Below are 25,075 nucleotides of genomic sequence, written 5' to 3'. Positions count from 1 at the left end.
ATTCGGAGCCTCTGATACCTTCGTGGGCATGGGAACCAACGAGCGATTGCGGGAAGCCGCGGAGAAGTTGGCATTGACACTCTCGGCGGGCGGCGGGATGCAGCGGTCGACCGCGCGCGTGCTGACAGCACTGCTCTACACCGAACAGGACACAATGACCGCCGCCGACCTCTGCACGGAGCTGTCGATCAGCTCCGGGGCGGTATCGACCGCGATCAAACATCTGATGCCGGTCGGCCTGATCGAGCGGGTACCCGCGCCGGGCAGCCGACGCGACCACTATCGCTTTCGCGCCGGAGCCTGGGCTGCGCTGATGTCACAGCAGAACACGATGCTGGCCACAATGCGCGACTCGGCGCAGGAAGGTATCGACGCCACCGGCTCCGACACCGTCACCGCACGCCGCCTGCACGAGATGCAGGACTTCTACACCTTCATGCTCAACGAACTCGTCCCCCTCATCGACCGATGGCGCGAGCAATATGCTGCCGACCACCCCCCGGGTTGACCACATCGGCCCCTGAACCCGCCGAAAGTGGCCGGACGGGGAATCGACCACTACGCTCACACGCTCGACCAGCGAAACCTACTCCGGTTGAGCGACAACAGTTGATGCGCACAGTGGGTCGACAACCTCGGCCGGGAAACGTATAGGTCGCACCGCGGACGCTGTCGTCAGACCAGCCCGACGGTCGCCGAGGCAGCGCCGAAGGCAGGTGTATCGGAGTAGTGAGCAGTCAGTGAGATGATGGCACGCATCGCCACCGGATCGATGGACCGGACCACTGCTCGAAAAGTGACATCCACAGGCTGATGCGCTTCCAGCACGACCGGTCTGGCGAATTGCACGTAGTAGGCCACGACACGGTCCGCCGCACCCAGCCACTCACTCAAACAGGCCGCACCGAGTCCCATGGTCAGCATTCCGTGCGCGGCGACGGCGTCCAGGCCCGCATGCCGAGCGGCGGCATCGTGCCAGTGGATGGGATTGATATCGCCGGAGACGCCCGCGTAGTGGACGAGTTCACCGCGGGTGAGTCCCATTGTTATCGGCGGGAACTCCTGCCCTTGGCGGAGGTCGGGCACGACGGTGCGCCGGACACTCACTCGCGGCCGGACATCGGCGCCTTCCGGAGACGGCGGAGTCCGGATGGTCTCGGGTCCGGGAAGGTCCAGCATGGCGAGCGCTTCCGCGGTCGGCGAGCTGCCGTGGTCGCGGCCGGCGAGAGTGGTGTGCACGGTTTGCACGACAGCTCCGGTGTCATCGTGGATGGTGGTGGTGAGCGCGATGAGTTCACCACCTGCCGGCGTGGACCGGCGGGAGTCCACCGTGATGCCGTGCGTCAGCCGGTCGCCTGCCGTCACCGGGCGGTTACTGTGGATTTCCTGCTCGACGTGGAGAAGGTGCGCCGGATCGTAGCCGTCGAGCGCCGCGCGCATGAGCTTCCGATGCGCCGGGAAGGTAACCGCGGAGGCGAAGGTGATCGGCGCGAGCAGCCCGGGGTGCCCGAGGTCGCGGGCCACGGTGTCCGCCCAGTGGGCCGGATGGAAATCCTGGACGGCGCGGGCGAAGTCGCGGATCTTCTCGCGACCGACTTCGTAGTGGTCCGTGGCGGTGTATCGGCGACCGACGGTCGGGTGAATGCGCATAGCGAGCAATCCTCGGGTCAGTGCGGTGTCCGGGCGGCGAAGATCCGCTGGCCGTGCGCGGCAAGCGGCTGCTCCGGCCCGGGCAGTACGAGCCAGGGCGCGAGATCGGCGGCGACGAGTTCAGCCCGCCATTGCGATTCGGTCAAGAAGATGCGGTCGGAGCCCGCGCGCACGTCGTCGACGCCGGGGCGTACTCCCCCGGTTCGAGGTGACATCAGGAAGTGCATCGAGGTCAGCAGTTGGGGGTGTTCCCGGCAGGACTCGATCACCAGTAGGTGTCCGCCGGGGCGGAGCAACTCGCGTAGCCGGCGTAGGGCCGCTCGGCAGTGGTGGGCGTTGTGCAGCACATTGGCGGCCAGCACGATATCGAAGGATCGGGGCGGTGGAAGTTCGGCGTTGAGGTCCAGCAGAGCGAACCGCAGCCCTGGGTGATGTGCGAAACGGGTACGGGCGGCGTCGAGGAAGAACGACGACACATCGGTGAAGTGGTATTCCACCGGGCGGCCGTCGAGTTGCGGGAGGAGATCCGCGGTGGTGCCGCCGACCCCGGCACCGATTTCGAGGATCCGTACCGGGTGACGATCACCGGCGAGTTCGTCCACCGCTCGTGTGACGACCCCGGCGGCCGCGGCGTTGAGGTACTGATTCACCGGGTTGTCCCGGTACGCCGCCTCGGCGGTGAGGAGGTCGCCGTCGGGGAACAACAGTTCCTGCGCCAGCAGCCGGTCCTGCAGCAGCTCGAGCGCATGCCGGTTGGCCTCGGCGAAGAACCGCGTGAGCTGTGCGGGGAAGCCGAGATCGGCGCAGGCCCGCTCGAGATCCGGTCGCTGAGGTGTGGGTACCGCCCGCAGCGAGGCGAATCCCCTGTTCTCCTCGTGTTCCAGCCATCCGTGCGTGCTGAGCAGGGCGAGCCAGCGCCGCAGCAACCAACGGTGCCGCGGCGCAACCTCCAACATGGCGACCAGGTCTTCCTCGGTACGTGGTTCCGGCCCGGACAGCGCGGGGCGCAGTACTGCTGCCATGGCCCGTAGACCGAACCAATCGAGGTCCGCGCGGGCGGCGAGGCACTGGCGGGCATCGAAATACGCGACCGACTCGGCGGCCTGCCGGGCGATCGCCGGTGTCTCGTCGCCGATCACGGTGCCTCGTTCAACGGTGGGATGTTGTGATTGCAGCGGAACGTGTTTTCGGGATCGTAGCGGGTCTTCACCCGCCGCAAGCGGGGATAGGACGCGGGGTGGTAGGCGCGGCGCACACGCTCGGGTGTGGCGGTGTCGTCGAGGATTCCGATATAGGGACCGCCTGCGGAGCAGGCTTGCAGCGCGTCCACCACCTCGGCGATCCAGGCGCGGGAAGCGGTGAGGTCGGTCCCGGCGGGACCACCGGAGAACATGACCGCGTGGTAGGCGGCGTCGTGGTAGCCGAACGCGGTCGCGTCCACCGGCATACGCTGCAGGGCGCCGCCGAGTCGATGGACCGAGACCAGTGAGTACGGAGTCGGCATCCGCGCCGCGAGATCGACGAGCGCGTCGGCGGCATCATCGTCGAATGCGCGGAGCCACTCGGTGCCGGTCGCGGTGCCGTGTCCTTCGTGGAACGCTTGTTCGGTGTTGCGTTGCAGCTCTGGATAGGTCACTGGGCGGATGAGGTCGAGTTCCGGCTCGCCCAATCGGCGCAGCGCTGTCAGTTCCGTTCGCGCTCGGTCGGGGGCGCCGAAGTGGGCGACGGTGACCGCGGCCATGGGCGGTCCTTCCGGGGCGGTGGGTGGCCAGTGCAGCAGAGTGGCGCGCAGCGCCATTTCGTCGGACGCCTCGGCGCTCAGCTCCTGGAATGTTCGGAAGATGCCGGGTCCCCGGTCGAGCCGGAACAGTAGCGTGCCCGCGTGCACCTGTCGGATCGGATAGAGCTCGAGCTCGAGCGCGACCACGATGCCGAAGTTGCCGCCGCCACCACGAAGCGCCCACAGCAGGTCCGGATGGTGGTCGCCGCTCGTGTGCACGAGGCGTCCGTCGGCCAGCACGACCTGCGCGGAGCGGACACTGTCGCAGGTGAAACCGGCGACGCGCTGGAGCCAGCCGCTGCCACCGCAGAGCGTGGAGCCGACCACGCCGACCGTGGATACGTCCGCTCCGGTCACGGCCAGTCCGTGACGATGGCAGACACGGTCGAATTCGGCCCACGTGACACCTGCCCCGACGACGGCTCGCCGGGTGGACGGGTCGATGGTGACGGTTTTCAGGCCCGAAAGGTCCAGCAGCAGGGAGCCGTCGGCTGCGGGATGCTGCGCGACTTCGTGTCCGCCGCCACGTACCGAGACGGGTAACCCGTGGTGCTGGGCAGTGGTGACGGCTGCCCGGACGTCCGGTACCCGGGTGCAGCGGACGACCGCTGCCGGTCGTTGGTCGATCGCCGAGTTCCATCGCTGCCGGGCGCGGTCGTAGCCGGGATCGCCCGGTGTCAGGACGGCGCCTCGGCAGGCGGAGCGGAGTTCGGTGAGATAGCTCGAAGGTGTGGTGGTGGTCATGCGGCGGAGGACTCCTGGACGACAGCAATGGGCGGGAGCGACGGCGCGGTGGTGAGCAATTCGAGGTAGTCGGTGAGCACTTCCGGCATCCTGCGTCGCAGATATCGCGCGAACGGGTCGTTGCAGAACGCGTTCGGCGGATCGTCGGGCCAGGCGGTCGGGTCCGGCTGGTGTTCGGGGCGGCCGGCCGCGAGCAGCCGGCCGTCGGCGGAGTCCAGGAGGAGCGCGTAGTCGGTTGGGAGCACCGCCGCGACCCGCGCCGGTTCGACCGCTTCTGCGGATTCGTAGTCGAGCAGCGCGTTCGGAATACCGGTGACCAGGGTCGTTTCCCGTCGTACCGAATCGGCGAGCGCGCGGAGCCGCCCGGCGGTGTCGCGGGCGGGCAGGTCATGCCACAGGATCGTCCGGGCCGGCGCCGACGAGGGTGCATCGACGGTCAACACCACGTCGTACCGATACCGGGTGAGTTCGGTATCGGCTCGCATGGGCTTGGCGTAATAGGCGACCCGCACCGATCGCGGGTGCCGGCGGGCGAGGTCGGCGAAGATCCGGGGATCACAGAGCAATTCCTCATCGGCATCCACGCGCGCCGCGGCGCACCGGTCGATCTCCTCGGCGGCGCGACCGGGGCCGAGGGCCCGCTCCAGCCATCGGGCGAAATCATAGGCGGTGGCGAGGTTGCGGATATCGCCGATGACGACGGTACCGCCGGGCGCCACCAGGTCGAGCGCGTCGTCCAGCACTGCGGTGAGATAGCGCTCGTCGGGGAAACATTGGGTGACGCTGTTGAGGAGTACGCAGTCGGGTCGGCCGTGCGGAGCCAGCTGCCCCACTGCGGCTGTCACGCGGTCGTCGGTGAGGTGGTGCGCGGCTGCCTGCACTACCGAGACGCTCGGTAGCTGCCGGGCGCGTAACCGCTGCACGACGGGTCCGGCCGGGTCGAGTCCCACATAGCTTCGGGTGAACGTGTGCAGGCGGTGTACCAGGAGTCCGCTCCCGCAGCCGATTTCGAGAACGAAACGCGGGTTCCCGCGACGCACGAGTCCGACGGCGTGCTCGATCCATTCGAGCATGTGTTCACGGGAGAACGGCGCACCGGTATCGGAGGCCCGCCAACCCGAGAGATCGAGGTCGTCGCCGTGCCGCAGCTCGTCGGACGAGTACACGAATTCATAGACATGTCGCCAGTGCTCGAGGTACTCGGTGACAAGGGCCCCGGGAGCCGGTCGCACGGCCATTGCGTCCGCGGTCGGGCGGACCATCAGAGCGCCGTGCTTCCGGTCCCACTGCGCCGAACCCACCCAGGGGTGTCGAGTGAGCACGGAGATCAGCTGTTCGGTCACGAGGTCCGCGCCTCGGACACTGCTGCCAGCTCGGACGCGGCGAACATCCGGTAGACGCGTTCGGGATCGTTGGCCGCATGCGCGCGTCCGGCGTGCACATCACGCCAGAAACGCTGGACTGTGCTGTCGGGTCGCAGCGCGCGACCACCGGAGTTCTCGAACAGCCGGTCGATCGCGGCCACGGCACGTTCGGTGCCGCGAACCTGATCGCGGCGTAGCCGTAGCCGCTCACGTGGTCCGATCGGTCGCTCCGCCGAGGCCAGGCGGTGTAGGTCGTCGATATTGTGTGTCAGTTGCCGCCAGGCCGCATCGATCTCGGTGGCGGCGAAAGCGATCCGTTCCAACGTGGCGGGGTCGTCCCGGAAGGCGTCACCGGTGAAGCCGGTATCCTTGCGCGCATCACCGGGCAGGGCCGCGCGGACGCGGTCGTGTTGCTGTTCGAGATGGGCCCGGTAACCGCCGCGAGCCATGCCCACGACGGCCGCGGTGATAGCGCTGGTGTGCAGACAGCCGAACGGGATCCGGTACAGCGGGCCGCCGTTGAACTGCTGTCCGGGTGTGCGGCACGCGGTGACCGCGTCGGAGCCGAGCATCCGGTGGGTGGGCACGAAAATATCGTCGACGACGATATCGTTGCTTCCGGTGCCACGCAGTCCGATGGCCTGCCACACATCGGTGATGGTGTAGTCGTCGGCGGGCACGAGGAAGGTACCCGAGTCCACCGGTTCCCCGTCGACGATCACCCGGGCGCCCAGCAGTGCCCATCGGGCGTGGTCACACCCGGAGGCGAACCCCCAGCTGCCGCGGAGCCGGTAGCCGCCCTCGACGGGAACGGCGGTGCCGGTCATGGCGTACGAGGAGCAGATCGGTGTATCGGGGCCGGCGCTCCAGACGTCGTCCTGGGCACGGACGTCGAAGAGCGCCAGATTCCACTGGGAGACACCGAGAACCGCGGCCACCCATCCGGTGGAACCGCAGGCCGAGGCCAGGTCGGTGACCGCGGTGTAGAAGTGGGCCGGGTGCGCTTGGTACCCACCTTGCCGTTCGGGCCGGAGCAGGCCGAAGAACCCGGTGGCGGTCAGCTCGGTGAGGGTTTCGGCCGGGATCCGCCGGGCCTCTTCGGTGTCGCGTGCGCGTTTGCTCAAGGTCGGCAGCAGGTCACCGACCGCGGCGAGTACCACTGTGGTGGCGTCATCGGTCATTGCGTTGTCCTCTGTAGCTCGAGTGGTCCGGAGCGGCTGCGGCTCCGGGGTACGGGGGTCCGGTGCAGGTATCAGCGGGTGAACCGCAGCAGACCGGTCGCCTCATCGAGGTCGACCCGACGAAGTCCGGCTGTGCGTGCTTCGGCGGTCAGCCGATCGGCGTCCGCCGGCCAGACGTGGTGTTCGGTGTGGACCTCCTGCATCAGTTCTTCACCTCGGTAGGCGCGGTAGGTCATCCGCCAGATCAGTGACTCCGCGTCCACCGGATCGGCTCGGCTCCAGCCCTCGTAACGCAGGTCACCGGCCCGGGCGGTGGTGTAGCGCCGTTCCGGTGAGGCGTCGACCCCGCCGGGGCGCTGCACCTCGACCACCGCGTCACCGCCGGCGGCGAGCGCACCGGCGATCGCGGCCCATACCCGCGGACGGGTGGCGGTATCGAAATGCCCGATCACTCCGAGTGCCACCACCGCCGCGCACTGCTGCGGCAGCGGGGTCTCGAGGAACCCGCTCGGTAGCACGGTGATCCGTTCGCGCAGGTCTCTGCGGGCAGCCAATCGCGACAGCAGCACCGCCCGCATCGCGGCCGCCGGTTCGACCGCCACGATCCGGGCGTCGGGCAGGGCCTCGGCGACGAGCACAGTGGACAGTCCGGTGCCCGCCCCGATATCGGTCACGGGGCCGGCGATCGTGTCCACCTCGGACAGCAGTCGAGTCAGCACCGGTTCTACCGCGGCCACATAAGGGGTGGCCATGAGGTCGTAGAACTCCGCGGCCGCGGCATAGTCGTCGGTCACGGTGTCTCCGAGTCGTCGAGGCCGGACAGCATTTCCGAGATCAAGTGGGCGACCGTGGCGACGGCCGGTGGCCGCAGCAGCGCGTAGTGGTGCGCGGCAACCGGCCGGTTGTCGATGGCGACGCGGGTGTATGCGGCCCACCCGAGGTCCGACAGGTCACCGCAGTCGTCGACGCCCATCCCGACGCCGGAGTTGTGCGGGGCCCGAACATCGGCCCGCACGAGCAACAGTTCGAGTCCGACACCGTCCAGGTCCCCGGTGTGATGACTGCCGAGTGCCCGCAGATGCCGGCGGAAGATGTCTTCCTTGAGCCGCTGGTCGGCCGGCTTCGCGCGATCGACGAGCCCGGCGGCCGCGAGTCTTCTCCGGATTTCGGCGCGTTGCTGTTCGTCGGGGCTGCGATCGAACTCGGAATCGACGATATCCATGCCGATCTCCAGATCCAGGTATGCGGCGAGCGATCCGAGGTAACGCGTCCAGAATCGGGCACCGTCGACGTGGTGGATCCGGTCGGCGATGTTCGAGTCGATCAGGACGAGCGCCTCGACCGTCGCGCCAGTGGCCCGCAAGCGCCGAGCTACCTCATGGGCGAGGATTCCGCCCATCGACCAGCCGCCTATGCGGTAGGGGCCGGCCGGCTGCTCGGCACGTATCACCGCTTCGTAGACCTGCGCCATTTCAGCGATGGTTTCCGGGCCCGGTGCTCCGGCGAGCTCCGGGTCCTGGACTCCGATCACCGGTCCGCGGGTATCGAGCGTCCGTACCAGGTCGAGATAGCAGAGGACATCGCCGCCGGTGGGGTGGATCAGGAACAACGGCCGGCCGGTACCGTCGCGCAGCGGCACCAGACAGTCACGCAGGACCGGCGGTTGCGGTGCCTCGTGGCGTGCCACGGAAGCTACGGCGGCCAAGGTCGGATCGGCGAGGAACTCGCGCGGCGTCACCACCAGGCCCAGTTCGTCACGCAGCCGGTTGAGCATACGGATGGCGTTTACGGAGTCTCCTCCGACGGTGAAGAAGTCGGTGCCGCGGTCGATTTCGCCGGCGACATCGACAATCCGCTGCCAGAGTTCGGCGATGGCCCGTTCGGTGCCGGTCGCGGGCGCACCACCGACCCGAGCCACAACAGGGTCGTCACCGCGCCGAGCTGGTTGTTCGATCTGAGGCACGTCTACTTGTGCCATCCAGGTGTCCGGCCGTTCGACGAGCGCGGTCACGCTGTCGCACACGTCCGCGAACAGTGTGTCGAGCACGCCCGGTGGGAACAGTTCCGCGACGGCGTCCAGATTCACCGCCACCGAATCGTCCCAATCCCATTGGAAGACCTGCACATCCAGGGCGACCTGCGGTGTGCGCACGCGCTGGTAGAACTGGCGGACCTCGACCGTGTCCGGGGTGCCACCCGGTGGGTGCAGCCCGAGGGTGCTGTGGAAGACGACCGGTGCCTGCGGGGCGGTATCGCGTCGGCGCCGGGCGAGTTCCCGCAGTACCTCGACACCGGCGACCTGCCCATGGTCGAGCATCGTGGCGGTGGCTTCCTGCACATGCCGGGCAGCGTCGAGGAACGTCGGCCGCTCGGGCAGGGCGATATCGAGCAGCACGGTACCCGCGTAGGGACCGATGGCGTGATCGAGATCGCGGGGCAGGTGCAGCCGGTTGAGGTACAGCACATTCAGCAGGAACCGGCGGTGCCCGGCGAGCCGGGCCAAGGCCAGGGTCCAGCAGGTGGCGAAGGCGGCCGTCGGTGTGATGTTGTATTCGGCGCAGTGTGTGCGCAGGACCGCCATCTGCTCACCGGTCACCCGGAATTCCCGGCGTTCCAGTGCCTCCGGACGCACCTGGTCGAACGGCACCGCGAAGGGCAGGGCAGGAGCCGGGGGCAGATCGTCGATCCGTTCCCACCACCACTCGCGCTGTGCCTGCCACTCGGGCTCGTCGCGCTGGCGCGCGATGGTCTCGACATAGTCGCCGAAGTGGGCGGTCAGTGGTGGAAGTACCGTGTTCGGATCGTCGAGATAGGTGAACAGCTCGGTGAACATCAACTGCACCGACCACCCGTCGGCCACGAGCAGACTGCACACGATATGCAGGCTCAGCTCGTCACCGGGTAACCGGACGGCGGTCACGGCGAACGGCCACGGATCCATCCGCGGACCGCTACGCTGCAGGGCGGCCCGGATACGGGCCAGTTGCCGATCGATCTCGCCGGTGCTCGCATCACGCATATCGAGATGCGTGATGGGCAGCGCGGACAGTCGCGGATCATCGTCCGGCAGTACCTGCTGGGTACCGTCGGGAAGCAGGATCGCCCGGAGCATGGGCTGGCGCTCCACCTGCCGACGCACCGCCGTGTCCAAGAGGGTGGGATCGATACCCGAGAGCCGGAAATCGACATAGTTGTGTGCCGAGTCGTAGCTGAGGGCGTACCCGTGCTGCTGGCCCACCCAATACGCCTGCTGCAAGGGAGTCAGCGGGAACGGCGCGCTCGGATCCTCTTGACGGGCCAGTTCGACGGCGGCAGCCGTGATACCGGCGCGGCGTTCGTCGATCAGTACCGCGAGTTCGGCGAAGGACAGATCACCCACGAGATCCGCCACCGGGACCGCGACACCGAGCCTGGCGCGGACCATGGTGGCCATCCGGACCGCCAGCACCGAGTCACCGCCCAGGCTCACGAAAGTGGAGTCGGGGCGCACCGCTCCGGATTCCAGGCCGAGCACCTGATTCCAGATGTCACCGACGACCTCGGTGACCTCTTCGTCCTGGCCCGTTCGGGCGGCCCCGGCGTCGGCGGCGGTCCACGCCTGCGGATCCGCGACGAGTCGGCGCAACCACTCCACGTAGGAGGCGAACGCGGTATCGGCCGCCACGGGATCGAGCACGGTTTCGAGCACATCCCACTGCAATTGCAGGCCGTCGGCGTGCACGAACGCCTGGTGGTCGAGCCACACCTGCGGAGTTTGGCTCACTCCGTGCACGATCCGGCCGGCCCACTCCAGATCGGGTGCACCGCCGACCAGTTCGACCACGTCGAGGGCGCTGGTGAACACGACCGGCAGCAGCCGTCGCTGCCCGGTGCGGGTGGACAGTTCGGCCAGCACATCCAGGGCCGAGTATTCGCGGTGATCGATATCGTCGAACAGCTGCCGCTGGGTGCGCGCAGCGCGTTCGGTGAACGACCCCGCACCGGCGCGGTCCACCTCGTGGGCCAGCAGGGTGGTGAAGTCGCCGACCGCGGAGTCGATACCGGGCAGGGCCACCGGCCGGTCTATCAGTGTCAGGGCCAGGGTGAACCGGTCGTCCCCGGCCCAGGCGGCGAGCACATCCGCGTAAGCGGTGAGCAGCACGGCGGACGGAGTCACACCGTTTTCGGCGGCCAGGCTGCGCAGCCGCTGCCATTGCGCGGGAGCGAGCCGGGCCTCCCGCCGGCCGAACCAGGGCTGGGTCTGGGTGCGCGTACGCGTCGGCAGGTTCGGCGGGCCGGGCAACTCGGCCATCCGTTCCTGCCAGTACGCGGCCGCCCGGCGCCGGTCGGCCGAATCGGCGCGGGCCTCGGTATGTGCCACGTAGTCGGTGAACCGGGTCGGCAGCGGCGGCAGCAGCACCGAGGCCGGATCGGTGTAGTACATCCGTAGGTCGCGATCGAGGACGAGGAAGCTACCCGCATCGCAGATCAGCGCGTCGAGGCCGATGAACAACCGGGTGGTGGTGGAGTCCAGGACTGCGGCCCGCACATCGAACAGAGGCCAGCGGTCGGGCCGGTGCACCCGGTGCGACAGCCGACGCCGCAACTCGGCGAGCGTGTCTTCCCGTGCTTCCTGAGCCGAGGTGGTGAGGTCGTGCCGGCGGATCCGGAAATCGGGCACTTCGGGCAGAATCCGATTCCTGCCGTCCTCGGTGACCACGGCGCGCAACATCTCGTGCCGCTGGATCACCCGGTTCCACGCCTGCTCGTAGCGGCCCAGGTCGAGATCCGTGCAGTCGTATTCGAGATAGATATGGCATGACACGTCGCTCAGGCCGAATGCGCCCGACCGCCCCACCCAGTACGCGTGCTGTACCCGGGTGAGCGGGAACGTCGGGTCCTCGGCAACCGGGATAGCGGGGGCCTCGGGCACCGGAATATCGACGCTTGTCGCCGCGGGCACCGGTGATCCGGTTCCGGCTGCCGTAGCGGGTCGACGGTCCCGTAACAACGTGGCGAAGTCCGCCACGGTCGAGTGCGAAAGCAATTCACGCATCCGGATATCGGTGTGTTCGCGCTCGTTGAGAATGTCCAGCATGCGGGTGGCGAGCATCGAGGTGCCGCCGAGCGCGAAGAAATCGGCCTCGGGGGTAGCCACCGTCTCACCGAGCGTCTCCGCCCACAGCGCGGCGACGGCATCCTCCTCCGGCATCGCGAAATCCGCGCGGGCGACGAGCTCTTTCACGTCGCCGTGATCCGCGGCCGCCGTGGCGCCGTTCGTTACCGGCAGCGCGGAGATGGTCGGCCGTGGGGTGTGCTCGTGCCCGGCGGTGTCCGAAGCTCGGGCGCCCACCGTCGCGAGGTCGGGCCGGATATCCGGTGCGGAGGCGGTCACGATCTCTGTCGGCGGCGCGGCAGTGGTGTCGGCGAGGTCGCCACGGCCGGCAGGTGCCAGCTCGGTGGCAGTGGGCGGGTCGATCCAGATACGGCGGCGCTGGAAGGGATAGCCCGGCAGGCGAACGCGCCGGCGCCGGCGGTGTAGCGCCGCCACATCGACATCCGCTCCGTCACACCACAGCTGTCCGATCGCCGAGAGCATGACCGCGCGGTCCGATCCGGTTCCCTCCCCGGCATCCGGCAGCGTGGTCAGCGTCCTGGCCAGCCGGGGAAGTTCGTTGCGCCGTGTGAGCGCGGCGAGTGCGCTGCCGGGGCCTACCTGGACGACGCTGGTAGAGGCCGCGGTCGTGGCGGCCCGCAGGGCGGAGGCGAACAGGACCGGCTCCCGCAGATGCCGGGTGAAGTGTGCGCTGTCGAGCGTATGGGCCCGCTGACCGGTCACCGTGCTGTAGAGCGGCAGCGTGGCCGGTGCGAACGCGACGGACGCGGCTGCCGCCCGCAGCGGTTCGACCGCGGCGGCCACCGCCGGTGAATGCAGCGCCGCGTCGACGCGCAACCTGCTGCACTGGATCGCGGCACGCCCCAGCGCCGTGGCGAACGCGTCGATCATCGCGACGGGACCGGAGACAACGCACGCGGTCGGCCCGTTCACCGCGGCCAGCGCGAGTTCCGGATAGCGGGTCAGCGCGGTACGCAGATCCTCCTCGGCGAGCGCGACAGCCAGCATCGCACCGGGTGCCGCCGCGGCCAACGCCAGCGACCGCACCGCCACCAGGTGGGCGGCGTCGGCCGGATCGAGGACACCCGCGACCACCGCGGCCGCGTATTCGCCCAGGCTGTGGCCTACCACAGCGTCCGGTTCGATCCCGTGACCGCGCAAGGTCGCCGCGGTCGCCAGAGATACGGCGAACAAAGCGGGCTGACCGTAGCGGATATCGTCGGCATCGCGCCGGTCAGCACGGCCGGTGACGATCTCGCGGATGTCGTAGTCCAGCACCGGCCGCACGGCTTCGGCGCACCGATCGATCCACTCGGCGAAGACCGGCTCGTCACGGTAGAGACCGGCACCCATTCCCGGGTACTGCGCGCCCGCGCCGGGGAAAGCGAAGACGATATCGGGCCGGCCGTCCGGTACCTGGCCGACGGCAGCCGGGTGGGGGCCGGCGGGTATGTCCGTCAGTAGGGCGGCTCCCCGCCAACCGGAATCCGGATGTCGGCCGCTCGAGGCCGTGTAGGCGTAGTCGGCTCGCTCCGCCGCCGCGACGGTGACAGCGTGGTCGAGCTGGGCGCGACAAGCGTCTTCCCCGGCGGCCGAGACGAGCAGCAGCTGGGCGCGCGTGTCGTCCTGGCCTTGTCCGTCCTGGCCGGGACCGTGTTCGAGGACGATATGGCAGTTGACGCCACCGATGCCGAACGAACTGACTCCGGCGATCCGGGTGCCGTCGCGTTCCGGCCAGTCCCGGGTCTGCTCGACAGGCTCGAGAAGCCCGCGGAGGCGTTCCAGCTCCGGATGAGCCGGACGGGCGTGCAATGTCGCCGGGAGTCGTCGGTGCCACAGCGCCAGCACCGTTTTGATCAGGGATGCGATACCGGCCGCACTGTTGGTGTGGCCGATATTGCTCTTCACCGACCCCAAGGCGATCGGTTCCGCCGCTGTCCGCTCACCGAAAACCGCTGCCAGCGCGGATAATTCGATCTGATCGCCCAGCGCGGTCGCCGTCCCGTGCGCCTCGATGAGATCGACGGCATCGATTCCGATATCGGCGACCGCCAGCGCCTCGGCGACAGCTCGCGCCTGACCCGCGGCCGAGGGTGCGGTGAAACCCGCCTTACCGCCGCCGTCGTGGTTCACCGCGCTGCCCCGGATCACCGCATAGACGGGGTCGCCGTCGGCGAGGGCATCCGCGAGGCGGCGCAGCACCACCATGCCGACGCCCTGGCTGTGCACCATCCCGGTGCCGTCCGCCCCGAACGCCCGGGTGTGCCCATCCGCGGAGAAGATCGCCTCGGGCACGTGCAGATAACCACGCCCCTGCGGAACGATCAGCGAGGCGCCCCCGGCCAGCGCGATATCGCACTCTTCCCCCAGCAGCGCCTGCGCGGCCACGTGCACCGCCACCAACGAGGTCGCGCAGGTGGCCTGCACGGCTACTGCCGGGCCGGTCAGCCCGAGACGGTAGGCGATCTGCTGCGGAAAGTAGTCGGTGAGGTTACCCGTCTCCGCCTGGAGGCGACCCAGCGGGTCCCGCTCGGCGCCGGTCCGATACGCGACGAGGTTGTGTTCGAGGTAGTCGCTACGGGAGGCCCCGGTGAAGACACCGACCGCGCCCGGTCCCGCGCCACCGCGGTGACCGGCGTCGCCCAGTGCGTCCCACGCGCATTCCAGCAGTAGACGCAATTGCGGATCCATCAGCGCGGCATCGTGGCCGACGACGCCGAAGTGCTCCGGGTCGAAGTGGTCCTGGCCGTCGATGACCGCCCCGACCGGGACATAGTTACGGTGCTCGCGCAGGTCGTCGGGCACTCCCCGAGCCACGAGCTCGGCATCGTCGAACCTGGTCAAACCCTCCCGTCCCGAAGCGATCAGGTCCCAATACGCGGCGAGGTCCGGTGCATCCGGGAATCGGCAGGCCATCCCGACCACGGCGATGGCATTGTCGTCGTTCACGATTCGATCTCCAGTTCCGAGTCCACGATCAACCGGCCCCGTGTCATGGCCAGTACCGGGCAGGACGCTTCGACGAGCCGATGCAGCTCGCGATAACGGGTAGGGTCGGGCCCGGCCAGCCTGGCGCGGACCCGGATACGTTCGGGCTGTGCCGGGTCGGTGAGCCCGAACACGCCACCGAGGTCCACATCGGCCTCGACATCCACCGCGAGCGCGGTGATCTCGATGCCCAGGCGCGCCGCGTGGAACCGATAGGTCACGGCCTGGCAGGCGCCGAGTGCGGCCAACGCCAACCCGATCGGGTCGGGTCCGGCGTCGGTACCTCCGGCCGGGACGGGTTCGTCGACCACGAACGTGTGCCGGCCGACGCGTACCCGCATTTCGGTAGGGGTGCCCGGCCGGTGTTCGGTCCGGGCGCTGAACCGTTGTCTGCGGTCGGCCGCGCGTGCTGTGGCGGCGCGCAACCGGTGCACGGTGTCAGTGAACGACATCGGCGAGCCTCGCATTCGATCGGTGTGCGCGCCGGCGGCGTCCGCGGGCCGCGGCGCCGGTGAGATCGATGGTCACGGTCTCGCGCGCTGGGGTGTCCGGCGCGGTGTGTTCGACGATCCAGTCCACCAATCGCCGGATCGTGCCGAGCCGGAAGATGTCCGGCACCGTCAGCAGCGGGGTGAGTGTCCGCAGCTTGCGGTGAGCACGGACCAGCGTGAGAGAGGTGGCGCCCAGATCGTGGAACGGCGTGGTCGTCGCCGGCTCGGAATCGAGCAGCTCGGTGAAGACCTGGGTGACCGTGGATTCGATCCGGACACGGTCGGCCGAAACCGGGGTCGTCGGAGGGCGCAGAACGAGCTCGGCGGTGTCCCCCACCTGCGCCTCGGCGATCACCCCGTGCGCCGTGGCTGCCGTGTGCAGCCGGCGTACCCAGTCGCCGGCGACAGTGGCGGTAGCCCCGTCGACCGCTTCCAGGCGCAAGGTGACAGTCAGCCCCAGTGCTTCCGCTTCGCGCGCCGCATACAACAGCCAGTGGTCGCCGGTTGGGTTCGTCGAATCGGCGGCGATGCCGGGAGTGTCCGCGAAACCTCTGGAGCCGGCGTTCCGGGTGACCGCAGTGTCGACGGGAACTCTCGAGTGCACCGCCCCCTGCATTTCCGGTGCGATGCGCGGGGGCATCGGCCCACCGTCGAGGGTCGTCTCCCGTGTATCCGGACGGGACCGGTCCGGTGATTCGGGCTCTTGTTCTACGCCGGACCGCCGGAAGGGATTCGGTAGCCGGGAGTGATCGACTTTTCCGTTCGAGGTCAAGGGCAGTGCCTCGACCGTCACCCAGCGGGACGGCACCATATAACGCGGTAGCAGACGTGCGGTGTGCTCGGCGAGTTCCGTTGTATCGAAGGGAGTTTCACCGGCGACCAGGTAGGCGACCAATTGCGGCCGGTCGTCCGCCCCCGGCACCGCGGCGGCCACCGATCGGCGCACTGCCGGATGCCGGGCGAGCGCGGCCTCGATTTCGCCGAGTTCGATGCGGTGGCCGCGCACTTTCACCTGCCGGTCGACGCGGCCGAGGAACTCGATGGTTCCGTCCGGCCGCCACTTGCCGAGGTCACCGGTGCGATACAGCCGCCGGTCCAGCCGCGGGTGGTGGATGAACCGCTGGGCGGTCTGCTCGTCGTCACCGACGTACCCGCGGGCCAGCCCCGCACCGCCGATGTGCAATTCGCCGGGGACACCTACGGGGCAGGGGTGCCCTTCTTCGTCGAGGATCAGGAAGAACTGCTCACGCAACGCCCTGCCGTACGGCACACTCGTCCATTCGGACCGCACCTCCTGCACCGGGTGACAGATGGACCAGATGGCGGCCTCGGTCGCACCGCCGAGGCTGATCACTCGCACGTGATCGCCGATCACCGCGCGGAGCCGCTCGGGCAACGACAGCGGTATCCAGTCACCGGACAGCAGGAGCACCCGCAGCGAGCTCAGCCGCGCCGCAGCAGCGGGATCGGCCTCGGCGTACTCGACGAGCATCTCGGCGAGCGCCGGTGCGGTATTCCACACCGTCACGCGATGGGCGCCCACCAGCTCGCACCAGTGGCCGGGGTCGCGCAGCCGGTCGGCGTCCGGAAGCACCAGCGCCCCTCCGGCCCCGAGCACACCGAACAGGTCGTACACCGATAGGTCGAAGCTGAGCGCCGACAGTGCCAGGACCCGGTCGTCCGGGCCGATACCGAAGCGGTCGTTGATATCGTCGATCGTGGTCCGTGCCGCACGATGCTCGATCGCGACACCCTTCGGCTCCCCCGTGGATCCGGAGGTGAAGATGACATAGGCCAGATCACTGTCCGCGACGGCTATGGGTTCGGCGACGGTGACCGCCGCGGGCAGGTCGTCGATCGGATGGACCCTGACGCCCTCGGGAAGCTCCACGACGCCGGAGACCAGGGCGTGCGCGATTCCGGCCCGGCGACAGACCGAGGCGATCCGCGTGGCGGGCCAGTCCGGTTCGACCGGCACGAACACTGCTCCCGCCCACAATGTCCCGTACACGGCGGCAATCTGTTCTGCGGACTTCGCCGCGACGACGGCCACTCGATCGTGCGGACGTATACCGGCTGCGAGGAGCCTGCCCGCTACCGCGCGCGCCCGGGCAGCCAGCTCACCGTGGGTGAGCGATCCCGCGGTGGTCACCACCGCGGTGGCATCCGGCCGCAGCGCGGTCCGGTGGTGCTGCGGTTGTACGAGCAGCCCTGTCCCGAGACCGTCCGGCAGTGCTCGCACCCCTTCGAAGTGGGGGTTCCAGCCGAGGTCGACTGTGTCCCAAGCATCCTCGTCCTCGGCCAGTCGCCGCAGCAGGCGTTCGTGGGCGGAGAGCATCCGCGTGACGAAATCCGGTGGGAATGCCTCGGTGACGGCATCCCAGGCCAGTCGCAGCCCGCCCGCTTCGTCCCAGACGATGTGATCGAGGGTGACCTGCGGTGTCTGCGATACCCCGAACGTCTCGTCACCCAACCAGCCCGCGGCCGGGCCGTCGGGTCTACCGAGCCCGACACCGCTGGTGAATACGACGGGGTAGCGCGGGGTGAGGTCGGCGGCCTGCTCGCGCTGCACCTCGACGCCGCTGTACGAGCGATGCTCCAGGTCGGCCCAGAAGCGTGAATTGACTCGCCGGGCGAACTCGGCGAAGCCCTGCCACTCTCCGGGGTTCACCTCGGGGATCTCGACCAGCGCGGTGGTGCTGAAATCTCCGACGACTCCCTCGGCCTCCACACTGTCGGGGCGATCGAAGAGCGTGGTGTTCAGGCAGAACGCTTCGTCGGCTCCCCACCGCGTCAACGTGACCCCGAAGGCCGCGAGCAGCACCGCCGTGGGGCTGAGACCGCGCTTTTTCGCGGCCGTGCCGAGCGCTGACCAGTGCTCCGGCGCCAATCGCGCCTCGTGCCGGCGGAAGCGAGCGCGGTGGATGGTCTCCGGGGCCACGGCATAGGGCAGTCGTGGTCCCGGCGGCAACGCCGGCAGACGTTCCTGCCAGTACAGGCGATCGCGCCGGCGACGCGATTCGTCGGTGCCGCGACGATCACGCAGAATTCGCAGGAACGACGTCGAAGGGCGTGGGAGGACGAGCTCGGGGTCGGCCACCAGCTCACCCCACTCCCACATGAGCTGGTTCCAACTCGCCATATCGAGCACGATGATGTCGAAGCCGATGAACAGCCGCAGCGCACCGGACGGCAGGATCGTCGCGTGGATGTCGTAGAGGGGCCATGCCGCGCAATCGCGGACCTGATGGGACTTCTCATCCCGTAACAGGGCCAGCGCCGCGGCGGCGTCGTCGGCGGAGCCGCGCAGATCGCCGACCCCGATCCGGTACCGCTGTCCCGGTGGCAGTACCCGCTGACGACCGTCGTCGGTGACGACAGCGCGCAACATATCGTGCCGGGCCACCACGTGGTTCCATGCCGCTTCCAGCGCGGCGATCTCGGCGTGCGGGTCCGCGGTGACGAAACGGGCGGGATCGCGGTCGTATTCGAAGTAATAGAAGGTGGCGACCCCGCCGAGCGGCATACCCGCTTCCCGGCCCACCCAGTACGAGGCCTGGATGGCGGTCAATTCCTCCTCCGTCACCGACTCGGTTGCCGGAGCTGACACCGCGACGCCGATCTCGGGCTGCACGGTCCCCGCGCCGTCGCGGCGCTTGTCGACCTCCGCGGCCAGCGACCCGACGGTGGCTCCCACGAAAGACTCCAGTGGTACCCGGATTCCCGTCCGCTCGGCCAGACGCAGGTGCAGACGCGCCGCGAGGAAAGAGTCCAACCCGTATTCCTGCAACGGAAGGTGGCCCGTGATGCCGTCCGCATCCATCCCCAGAACTGTCGCGGCGCATCGCCGCACTTCATCTTCTGTTGTCGGCATCTCCAGCCCTTGCTCGGCGAACTCAACGCGCTTACGCTAAACGACAATGACAACGATTTTCAACAATGGGAATGCGCTCGACTGCTACCGGACCCTGGGCAGATCGGGGTTGCGGGTCTCGCCGCTGGCACTGGGCACGATGGCCTTCGGCACCGACTGGGGCTGGGGAGCCGACAAGCTCGAAGCGCGGCGCATCTTCGACACCTACCTCACCCAGGGCGGCAATTTCCTGGACACAGCAGGCAACTACACCAACGGCACCGCCGAGGAATGGCTGGGCGAATTCGCCGCCGCCGATCGCGAGTCGCTCGTCCTGGCCACCAAGTACACCCTGCTGCGGCGCCCGACCGACCCGAACTCCGGCGGCAACCACCGCAAGAACATGATCGCCTCCGTCGAAGCCGCGCTACGCCGGCTCCGCACCGATTACCTCGACCTGCTCTACCTGCACATGTGGGACGACCTCACCCCACCGGAGGAGATCCTGCGGGCCATGGACGATCTGGTGCGCGCGGGAAAGGTGCTGTACATGGGTATCTCGAACACGCCCGCCTGGCAGATCGCACGGATGCAGACGATCGCCGATCTGCGCGGATGGACACCGCTCATCGCGGTGCAACTCGAATACAACCTGACCGAACGCACCACCGAACACGACATGCTCCCGATGGCGCGCGAGCTGGGTCTCGGCGTGGTCCCCTGGTCGCCACTGGCCGGAGGCGTACTCACCGGCAAGTACACCGAGGCCGACCTACCCGCGGAATCCCGTCGACCGATGCTGGGACATACCCGCCGAGATCTGATCGACGCCAACGGCGGTCTCACCGAACGGACACTGTCCATCGCGGCGACCGTAGTTCAGGTCGCCCGGCAACTCGGCCGGTCACCGGCGCAGGTGGCCCTCGCCTGGCTGTTGCATCGGCCCGGGGTCACCGCGCCAGTCCTCGGCGCCCGGACGCGCGCGCAGCTCGACGACAGCCTCGGCGCATTGAACTTGATCTTGGAAGACCACCATCTCGTCCGTCTCGACGATGCGTCCGTCGCCGCGCCGGGATATCCGCACAACGTACTCGCCCGCCCGATGGCCCGCCGGAGCATCTTCGGCGATATGCCGGTTCGGCCTGGCCCCCTCGGCTGAACTCCCTCCCACCCCGATCACGACAGGAAACCACGTTGGCATTGTTCGATCTGTTCACCGACCGCCTGCTGCGCAGACCTCGAGGCCCGCTGGCCCGGCTGATGTGGCGCGATATGAAGTCCCATCACGAAATCTTCCGCGACACGCTCGCGGAATTGCACCTCTCCGCCGACGACCATCTCCTCGAGGTCGGTTGCGGCGGGGGCACCTTCGCCGCGCGCGCACTCGAAAGCGGCTGCCGGATGACCACGGTGGACCACAGCGCCGATATGGTCGCGCTCACCGGATCGCGCAACAACGCAGCCGTCCGAGAGGGTCGGCTCGAAGTCCTCGAGGGCACAGCCGAGGCGCTACCGTTGCCGGACCAGCACTTCAGCTGTGTGACCGCGATGAACATCCTCTTCTTCGTCGATACACCGAAGACGCTGTCCGAACTGCACCGTGTTCTCCGGCCGAACGGCCGCGTGGTCCTGCACACGGTCGCACCCGACCCTCCGCGATCACTCATGCCGCCACCTGTCGCCCGGCGCGCGCATTTCCACTCCGACTCCGAACTCCGCACAATGCTGGAAACCGCCGGATTGGGCACGCCGCGGGTCCGGCGGGTGGACAACATCTTCCAGATCGTTACGGCCACCCGACCGGACTGATCCGAAGGGCCGGGCACGCCCACCGTGCCCGGCCCGGCGAAGCCCACGAACCACGGAAAGCACGGATGCAGAACCTGGCAGAGCCGGCAACATACCCCGGCCGGACCCTCCGGCCGCGACGCCGGTCCCCCCGACAACAAGCCGTGCCGGCCGCTCTGCGTACTTCTGGCGCCGTCAGATGTCGAGGGCGTCAAGGGCAGCCGCGCTCGATATCGTCGCGGCATGCGCTCTCGAAGAGGGTTCCGGTAATCATGGCGCGAGGAACAACGAAGTTCGTGTCGGTCATGTGGTGGTGAGCCAGGTGGCGATGTCGGTGACGACCTGTGGGTCGACATGCTGGGGCGGGACGTATTCGGCCGGTGTGGAGGGGCCGGTGCCCGGGAAGAACAGATGGTTGTCGGCGTCGTAGACGCGGATGGTCACACCGGCACGGCCCTCCAGCCCGGCCCGCCAGCGGGCCAGGTCATCGTCCACGGTGACCTGGTAGTCACGACCGCCCTGCAGGATCAGCATCGGTTTACCGACCGCCACGGCAGTCGCCACCGGGTCGTAGTCCCGCAAATCCAACCAATACGCGGCGGATAGTCCGAGCGGCAGTTCGCCGGCCGGTGTCGCCGGTGACAAGTCGGGCGCGTCGACCGATTCGGCCTGACGGGTGAGGGTTTCGATTGCGCTGCGTGCGGCGGCCTCGTTGTCGGGGTTCAGTGAGGCCAGGTATCGGGTGACCCGGACCGCCGCCCGGTGCATCGGCTCGGCGTCGCCGGCCATCAGGATCAGCCCTGCGACCGCGGGTTCAGCGGCGGCGACCCGTGGTGCGACCTTGCCGCCCATACTGTGCCCGAGTACGAAGACGCGCCCGGAATCCACCGCTGGATGCGCGCGCAGAGCACCCACGGCCGCCACCGCGTGGGGCACGTATTCGTCGGCCATGGTGAACCCATCCATATGGGCAGCCACGTCGCGGTGGGTGTGGGTGACCTTGTCGAACCGCAACACTGCGATGCCACGGCCGGCCAACCCCCAGGCGAGATCCTTCAGTGGTTTGTTCGAGCCGACGGTTTCGTCGCGATCGAACGGCCCGCCCCCGGCCAGCAGGACGACGGCTGGGCATCCGGTCGAACGCCTTGGTGCACTGAGGGTTCCGTGCACGGTGAACGGGTGAGGGCCGAGTGTCACGTCATGTTCTTCGAACTCCGTCTCGTCGGCGTAGGCGGGCGCCTGCCAGGGTTCGGCGGGCGGTGTCAGCTGGAGCCCCGCCAACCGGCCCGTCTCATCGACGACCAGCTCGATCATCAGCTCCCCGCGTTCGAGGTGGACGGGGATTCGCACCACTGTCGTTCCCGACGGCCCCGCCTCACCCACCGCTTCGCCGACCTCGGTGACCCGCCCGTGCCGCTGCTGCACCGAATCCCACGCATCGTGCAGGCTCCCAGACGACACCAACGCCTGCAGATGCGCCGCGAACCTCTCGTGCACCCCTGTAAAACCGTTGGCCCGCAGCAGTTCGACAACCTCGATGCCTGCCTGTTCTGCAGTTGTTGCCATCATCCGAAAGGATCCTCCTCATCCCGCCGGCAGCGCCATTCCCATCAGGGTGGCGCCCGCAGTCCAATATTCTCAACTTTGCAAACGGTATCAGAATTGAGATCATTGGGGGGTGAACCCTATGGAGTTGCTCGCGCACCCGGTGCGGCTGCGGATCGTGCACGCCCTGTCCGGAGGCCGTGTCATGACCACGTCGCAACTGTGCGCCTGTATGCCCGACGTTTCGAAGGCCACCGTGTACCGCCATGTCGACCTGTTGGCCGAGCACGACATTCTCGACCTCGCCGGTGAACAGCGCGTCCGCGGTGCGGTGGAACGCAGCTACCGGCTGCGCCGTGAACGCGCGGTGATCGACGCCGACACCGCCACGTCCGCGTCCGTCGACGACCATCGCCGTATCTTCGCCGTGGCGATGGCGACCCTGCTCGCCGAATTCCAGACCTACCTCGACAGTGACCACGCCGACCCGGCCGGTGACCTGGTCGGCTACCGCCAGCACGCGATCTGGCTCGACCGCGACGAACTCGCCGCATTCATCGCCGACCTCCGCGCTGTGATCGCACCCCGGGTAGCCCACCCGGCGACCACGGACCGCGAGCCATACCTGCTCAGCCCGATCCTGTTCCCACTGGCCTCCGAGCCCGATCGCACCGAAGACGCGTCATGACACACACCGAACACGCTCGGCAGCTACCGGAGTACGCCGCCCCAGAAGCCTTCGACGAGCACGACCTGATACTCGGTTCCGAGCCCGTTACCGTTCCCGGCACCCTCAGCATGCCCCGCGCCGACGGCCCGAGGCCGGGCGTGGTGTTGCTATCCGGGTCCGGTCCGACCGACCGAGACGGCACACTCGGCGACAACAAACCACTCAGAGACATCGCTTGGGGATTGGCCGACCGCGGTATCGCGGTCCTCCGATTCGACAAAATCACCTACGCGCGCCCCGAGCACATCGACGCGAAATTCACTGCCGCAGACGAATACGTACCCCATGCGGCAGCGGCCGTGGGTGCTCTGCGCGCACATCCAGCGGTGGATCCCGAGCGGGTGTTCGTGCTCGGCCACAGCCTGGGCGGGAGGATGGCGCCCCGCGTCGCCGCCACCGAACCGAGTGTGGCGGGCTTGATCCTCATGGCGGCAAGTGCACAACCGCTGCACTGGACGGCCGTCCGCCAGATCCGCTACCTCACCGAACTCGGTGGCGGCGCCTCCCTCCCCACGGTCGAAACCATCACCCGGCAAGCCCGATTGGTCGACAGCGCCGACCTATCACCGTCGACGCCGCGAGAGGAACTCCCCCTCGCGGCACCAGCCGCGTATTGGTTGGATTTGCGGGACTACGACCCGGTGGCGACTGCCGCGGCGGTCGGTAAACCGATGCTGATCCTGCAGGGCGGTCGTGACTACCAGGTCACCGTGGACGATGACCTGGCCCGCTGGCGGGCCGGGCTGGAGGGCCGTGCCGGGGTGACCATCCGCGTCTACGACGCCGACAACCATCTGTTCTTCCCGGGCACCGGCCCCTCCACACCGGCCGAATACGTCCCGCCCCAGCATGTCGACCCACAGGTCGTCACCGACATCGCCACCTGGCTCACCACCACATGACCGACACGAACTTCGTTGTTCCTCGCGCCCGTCCGGAACCCGATGAGATCGTCAGCGTTGCCGGTGGTCCGGCATCACGGGTGCAGCGCCGGCGGCAACGATATCTGGGCGGACCATGGGCAGGTTCGCGTGTGATGCGTCGGGCACCGTGACGCGCTCCACCCATGAGTGTCTTTCGGCGATATTGTCGTAGAGCCGCTCGCTCCCCTCCAGTTGCTGCCGTAGGAGGTCCGCGGGCACAAAAAGGCCTTGCTGCGCGTCTGTTCCGGTTGCGCTGATGAGTTGCGTCGGAACTTCGGGCAGCGGGCCTCCCTCCCGGAGCTCGTTGAGCAGGTGCGCCGCGTTCAGGCCCTCTCGGAACCCGACGGGGAACCGTTCGGTGCCCATGTGCAGGTCCAGAGCTGCTTTACCGATCTCGGCCGGGAAATCGCTGAAAGCGATTTCCATCGCGGTCCGTATCTGGTCGATCGCTTCCGCCGGAAGTTCGGGCATCTGCGCGTTTTCCGTAACGGGTGCCGCGCCGAATTGGAGCTCGGGCGGCACGAAGTCGTCCCAGTCCTGGTGCAGTGGATCGATCAGCACGAGCCGGGCGACCCGCTCGGGAAAGCGTTGCGCGAAGCGTTGGGCGTAGGCGCCCCCGAGGGAGTGACCGACCAGCGTCACGGCCGATTCGACTCCCAGTGCGGAGAGCAGATCAGTGATCTCGTCGGTGACCTCGTCCAAGGTGCGTGGAAGTGCTACGTCCTCGCTCCATCCGGTACCCGCACGGTCGTACAGCATCGGGGTGCAGTGCTCCTCGATCAGCTCGTACACCCGGTAGAAGTCCAGCCCGAAACTGCCGGCTCCAGGAAGGAACAGGATCGGATCGCCTGCGGGTTCGGCGCGCAGTGTCCACAGAGTCCGTGCGCCGACTGCGACGCGATCGCCCACCGGCCACGTGATTGGTATCGACATGTGAGAACGG

16 protein-coding genes are annotated in these 25,075 nt (G+C 68.4%); 5 read left to right on the top strand and 11 right to left on the bottom strand.

Annotated elements, in window-relative coordinates:
- Positions 1–28: 28 nt before the first annotated feature.
- Positions 29–508 carry a GbsR/MarR family transcriptional regulator gene (locus tag OG405_RS05835; RefSeq protein WP_442790667.1) on the top strand — a complete coding sequence of 160 codons (480 nt, stop codon included), beginning with the start codon at positions 29–31 and terminating at the stop codon, positions 506–508.
- A 167-nt stretch (positions 509–675) separates the two neighbouring features.
- Here the strand turns inward: OG405_RS05835 and OG405_RS05830 are convergent, their stop codons facing one another.
- From OG405_RS05830 to OG405_RS05790, 9 genes are all read right to left on the bottom strand, one after another.
- Entirely contained in the window at positions 676–1,650 is a 975-nt protein-coding gene (locus OG405_RS05830) for a fused (3R)-hydroxyacyl-ACP dehydratase subunits HadA/HadB (protein ID WP_327150598.1), read from the bottom strand.
- A 17-nt stretch (positions 1,651–1,667) separates the two neighbouring features.
- Positions 1,668–2,789, bottom strand: coding sequence for a class I SAM-dependent methyltransferase (locus OG405_RS05825; protein WP_327150597.1), 1,122 nt, complete (start codon positions 2,787–2,789; stop codon positions 1,668–1,670).
- Positions 2,786–4,174 (bottom strand): FAD-binding oxidoreductase, encoded by a 1,389-nt coding sequence (locus tag OG405_RS05820; protein WP_327150596.1) that lies wholly within the window; start codon positions 4,172–4,174, stop codon positions 2,786–2,788. Before OG405_RS05820 ends, OG405_RS05825 begins: the two co-directional genes overlap by 4 nt.
- Positions 4,171–5,517, bottom strand: a complete 1,347-nt coding sequence (locus OG405_RS05815; RefSeq protein WP_327150595.1) for a class I SAM-dependent methyltransferase — start codon at positions 5,515–5,517, stop codon at positions 4,171–4,173. The genes OG405_RS05820 and OG405_RS05815 overlap by 4 nt, the downstream gene beginning before the upstream one ends.
- Positions 5,514–6,719, bottom strand: coding sequence for a 3-hydroxy-9,10-secoandrosta-1,3,5(10)-triene-9,17-dione monooxygenase oxygenase subunit (gene hsaA, locus OG405_RS05810; protein WP_327150594.1), 1,206 nt, complete (start codon positions 6,717–6,719; stop codon positions 5,514–5,516). The genes OG405_RS05815 and hsaA overlap by 4 nt, the downstream gene beginning before the upstream one ends.
- Positions 6,720–6,790: 71 nt before the next feature.
- Positions 6,791–7,513, bottom strand: a complete 723-nt coding sequence (locus tag OG405_RS05805) for a class I SAM-dependent methyltransferase (protein ID WP_327150593.1) — start codon at positions 7,511–7,513, stop codon at positions 6,791–6,793.
- Entirely contained in the window at positions 7,510–14,763 is a 7,254-nt protein-coding gene (locus OG405_RS05800; protein ID WP_327150592.1) for a polyketide synthase, read from the bottom strand. The genes OG405_RS05805 and OG405_RS05800 overlap by 4 nt, the downstream gene beginning before the upstream one ends.
- Positions 14,760–15,254 (bottom strand): OsmC family protein, encoded by a 495-nt coding sequence (locus OG405_RS05795; RefSeq protein WP_327150591.1) that lies wholly within the window; start codon positions 15,252–15,254, stop codon positions 14,760–14,762. Before OG405_RS05795 ends, OG405_RS05800 begins: the two co-directional genes overlap by 4 nt.
- Complete coding sequence (locus OG405_RS05790; protein ID WP_327150590.1) at positions 15,241–19,167, bottom strand: non-ribosomal peptide synthetase; 3,927 nt, start codon at positions 19,165–19,167, stop codon at positions 15,241–15,243. The genes OG405_RS05795 and OG405_RS05790 overlap by 14 nt, the downstream gene beginning before the upstream one ends.
- Before the next feature lie 46 nt (positions 19,168–19,213).
- Here OG405_RS05790 and OG405_RS05785 point away from each other — a divergent pair, with 46 nt between their 5' ends.
- Together OG405_RS05785 and OG405_RS05780 are read left to right on the top strand one after the other, a co-directional pair.
- Complete coding sequence (locus tag OG405_RS05785) at positions 19,214–20,305, top strand: aldo/keto reductase (protein ID WP_327150589.1); 1,092 nt, start codon at positions 19,214–19,216, stop codon at positions 20,303–20,305.
- Between the two features lie 35 nt (positions 20,306–20,340).
- Positions 20,341–20,955, top strand: a complete 615-nt coding sequence (locus OG405_RS05780) for a class I SAM-dependent methyltransferase (RefSeq protein WP_327150588.1) — start codon at positions 20,341–20,343, stop codon at positions 20,953–20,955.
- A 282-nt stretch (positions 20,956–21,237) separates the two neighbouring features.
- Here OG405_RS05780 and OG405_RS05775 read toward each other — a convergent pair whose 3' ends face one another.
- Positions 21,238–22,503 carry an alpha/beta hydrolase gene (locus OG405_RS05775; RefSeq protein WP_327150587.1) on the bottom strand — a complete coding sequence of 422 codons (1,266 nt, stop codon included), beginning with the start codon at positions 22,501–22,503 and terminating at the stop codon, positions 21,238–21,240.
- A 118-nt stretch (positions 22,504–22,621) separates the two neighbouring features.
- Between OG405_RS05775 and OG405_RS05770 the strand changes: the two genes are divergently transcribed.
- A complete protein-coding gene (locus OG405_RS05770) occupies positions 22,622–23,167 on the top strand; it encodes a helix-turn-helix domain-containing protein (RefSeq protein WP_327152232.1) in 546 nt (181 codons plus the stop codon).
- Positions 23,164–24,111 carry an alpha/beta hydrolase family protein gene (locus tag OG405_RS05765; protein WP_327150586.1) on the top strand — a complete coding sequence of 316 codons (948 nt, stop codon included), beginning with the start codon at positions 23,164–23,166 and terminating at the stop codon, positions 24,109–24,111. Before OG405_RS05770 ends, OG405_RS05765 begins: the two co-directional genes overlap by 4 nt.
- A 51-nt stretch (positions 24,112–24,162) precedes the next feature.
- Here the strand turns inward: OG405_RS05765 and OG405_RS05760 are convergent, their stop codons facing one another.
- A complete protein-coding gene (locus tag OG405_RS05760; protein ID WP_327150585.1) occupies positions 24,163–25,065 on the bottom strand; it encodes an alpha/beta fold hydrolase in 903 nt (300 codons plus the stop codon).
- Between the last annotated feature and the right edge of the window lie 10 nt (positions 25,066–25,075).

Source organism: Nocardia sp. NBC_01329 (assembly GCF_035956715.1).
Taxonomy (GTDB): domain Bacteria; phylum Actinomycetota; class Actinomycetes; order Mycobacteriales; family Mycobacteriaceae; genus Nocardia.
This window is presented reverse-complemented; position numbering and strand designations above follow the sequence as displayed.

Coding starts and splice junctions, on each gene's coding strand:
- OG405_RS05835 (WP_442790667.1), top strand. CDS start 29: ATGGGAACCAACGAGCGATTGCGGGAAGCCGCGGAGAAGTTGGCATTG.
- OG405_RS05830 (WP_327150598.1), bottom strand. CDS start 1,650: ATGCGCATTCACCCGACCGTCGGTCGCCGATACACCGCCACGGACCAC.
- OG405_RS05820 (WP_327150596.1), bottom strand. CDS start 4,174: ATGACCACCACCACACCTTCGAGCTATCTCACCGAACTCCGCTCCGCC.
- hsaA (WP_327150594.1), bottom strand. CDS start 6,719: ATGACCGATGACGCCACCACAGTGGTACTCGCCGCGGTCGGTGACCTG.
- OG405_RS05795 (WP_327150591.1), bottom strand. CDS start 15,254: ATGTCGTTCACTGACACCGTGCACCGGTTGCGCGCCGCCACAGCACGC.
- OG405_RS05790 (WP_327150590.1), bottom strand. CDS start 19,167: ATGCCGACAACAGAAGATGAAGTGCGGCGATGCGCCGCGACAGTTCTG.
- OG405_RS05785 (WP_327150589.1), top strand. CDS start 19,214: ATGACAACGATTTTCAACAATGGGAATGCGCTCGACTGCTACCGGACC.
- OG405_RS05775 (WP_327150587.1), bottom strand. CDS start 22,503: ATGATGGCAACAACTGCAGAACAGGCAGGCATCGAGGTTGTCGAACTG.
- OG405_RS05770 (WP_327152232.1), top strand. CDS start 22,622: ATGGAGTTGCTCGCGCACCCGGTGCGGCTGCGGATCGTGCACGCCCTG.
- OG405_RS05765 (WP_327150586.1), top strand. CDS start 23,164: ATGACACACACCGAACACGCTCGGCAGCTACCGGAGTACGCCGCCCCA.
- OG405_RS05760 (WP_327150585.1), bottom strand. CDS start 25,065: ATGTCGATACCAATCACGTGGCCGGTGGGCGATCGCGTCGCAGTCGGC.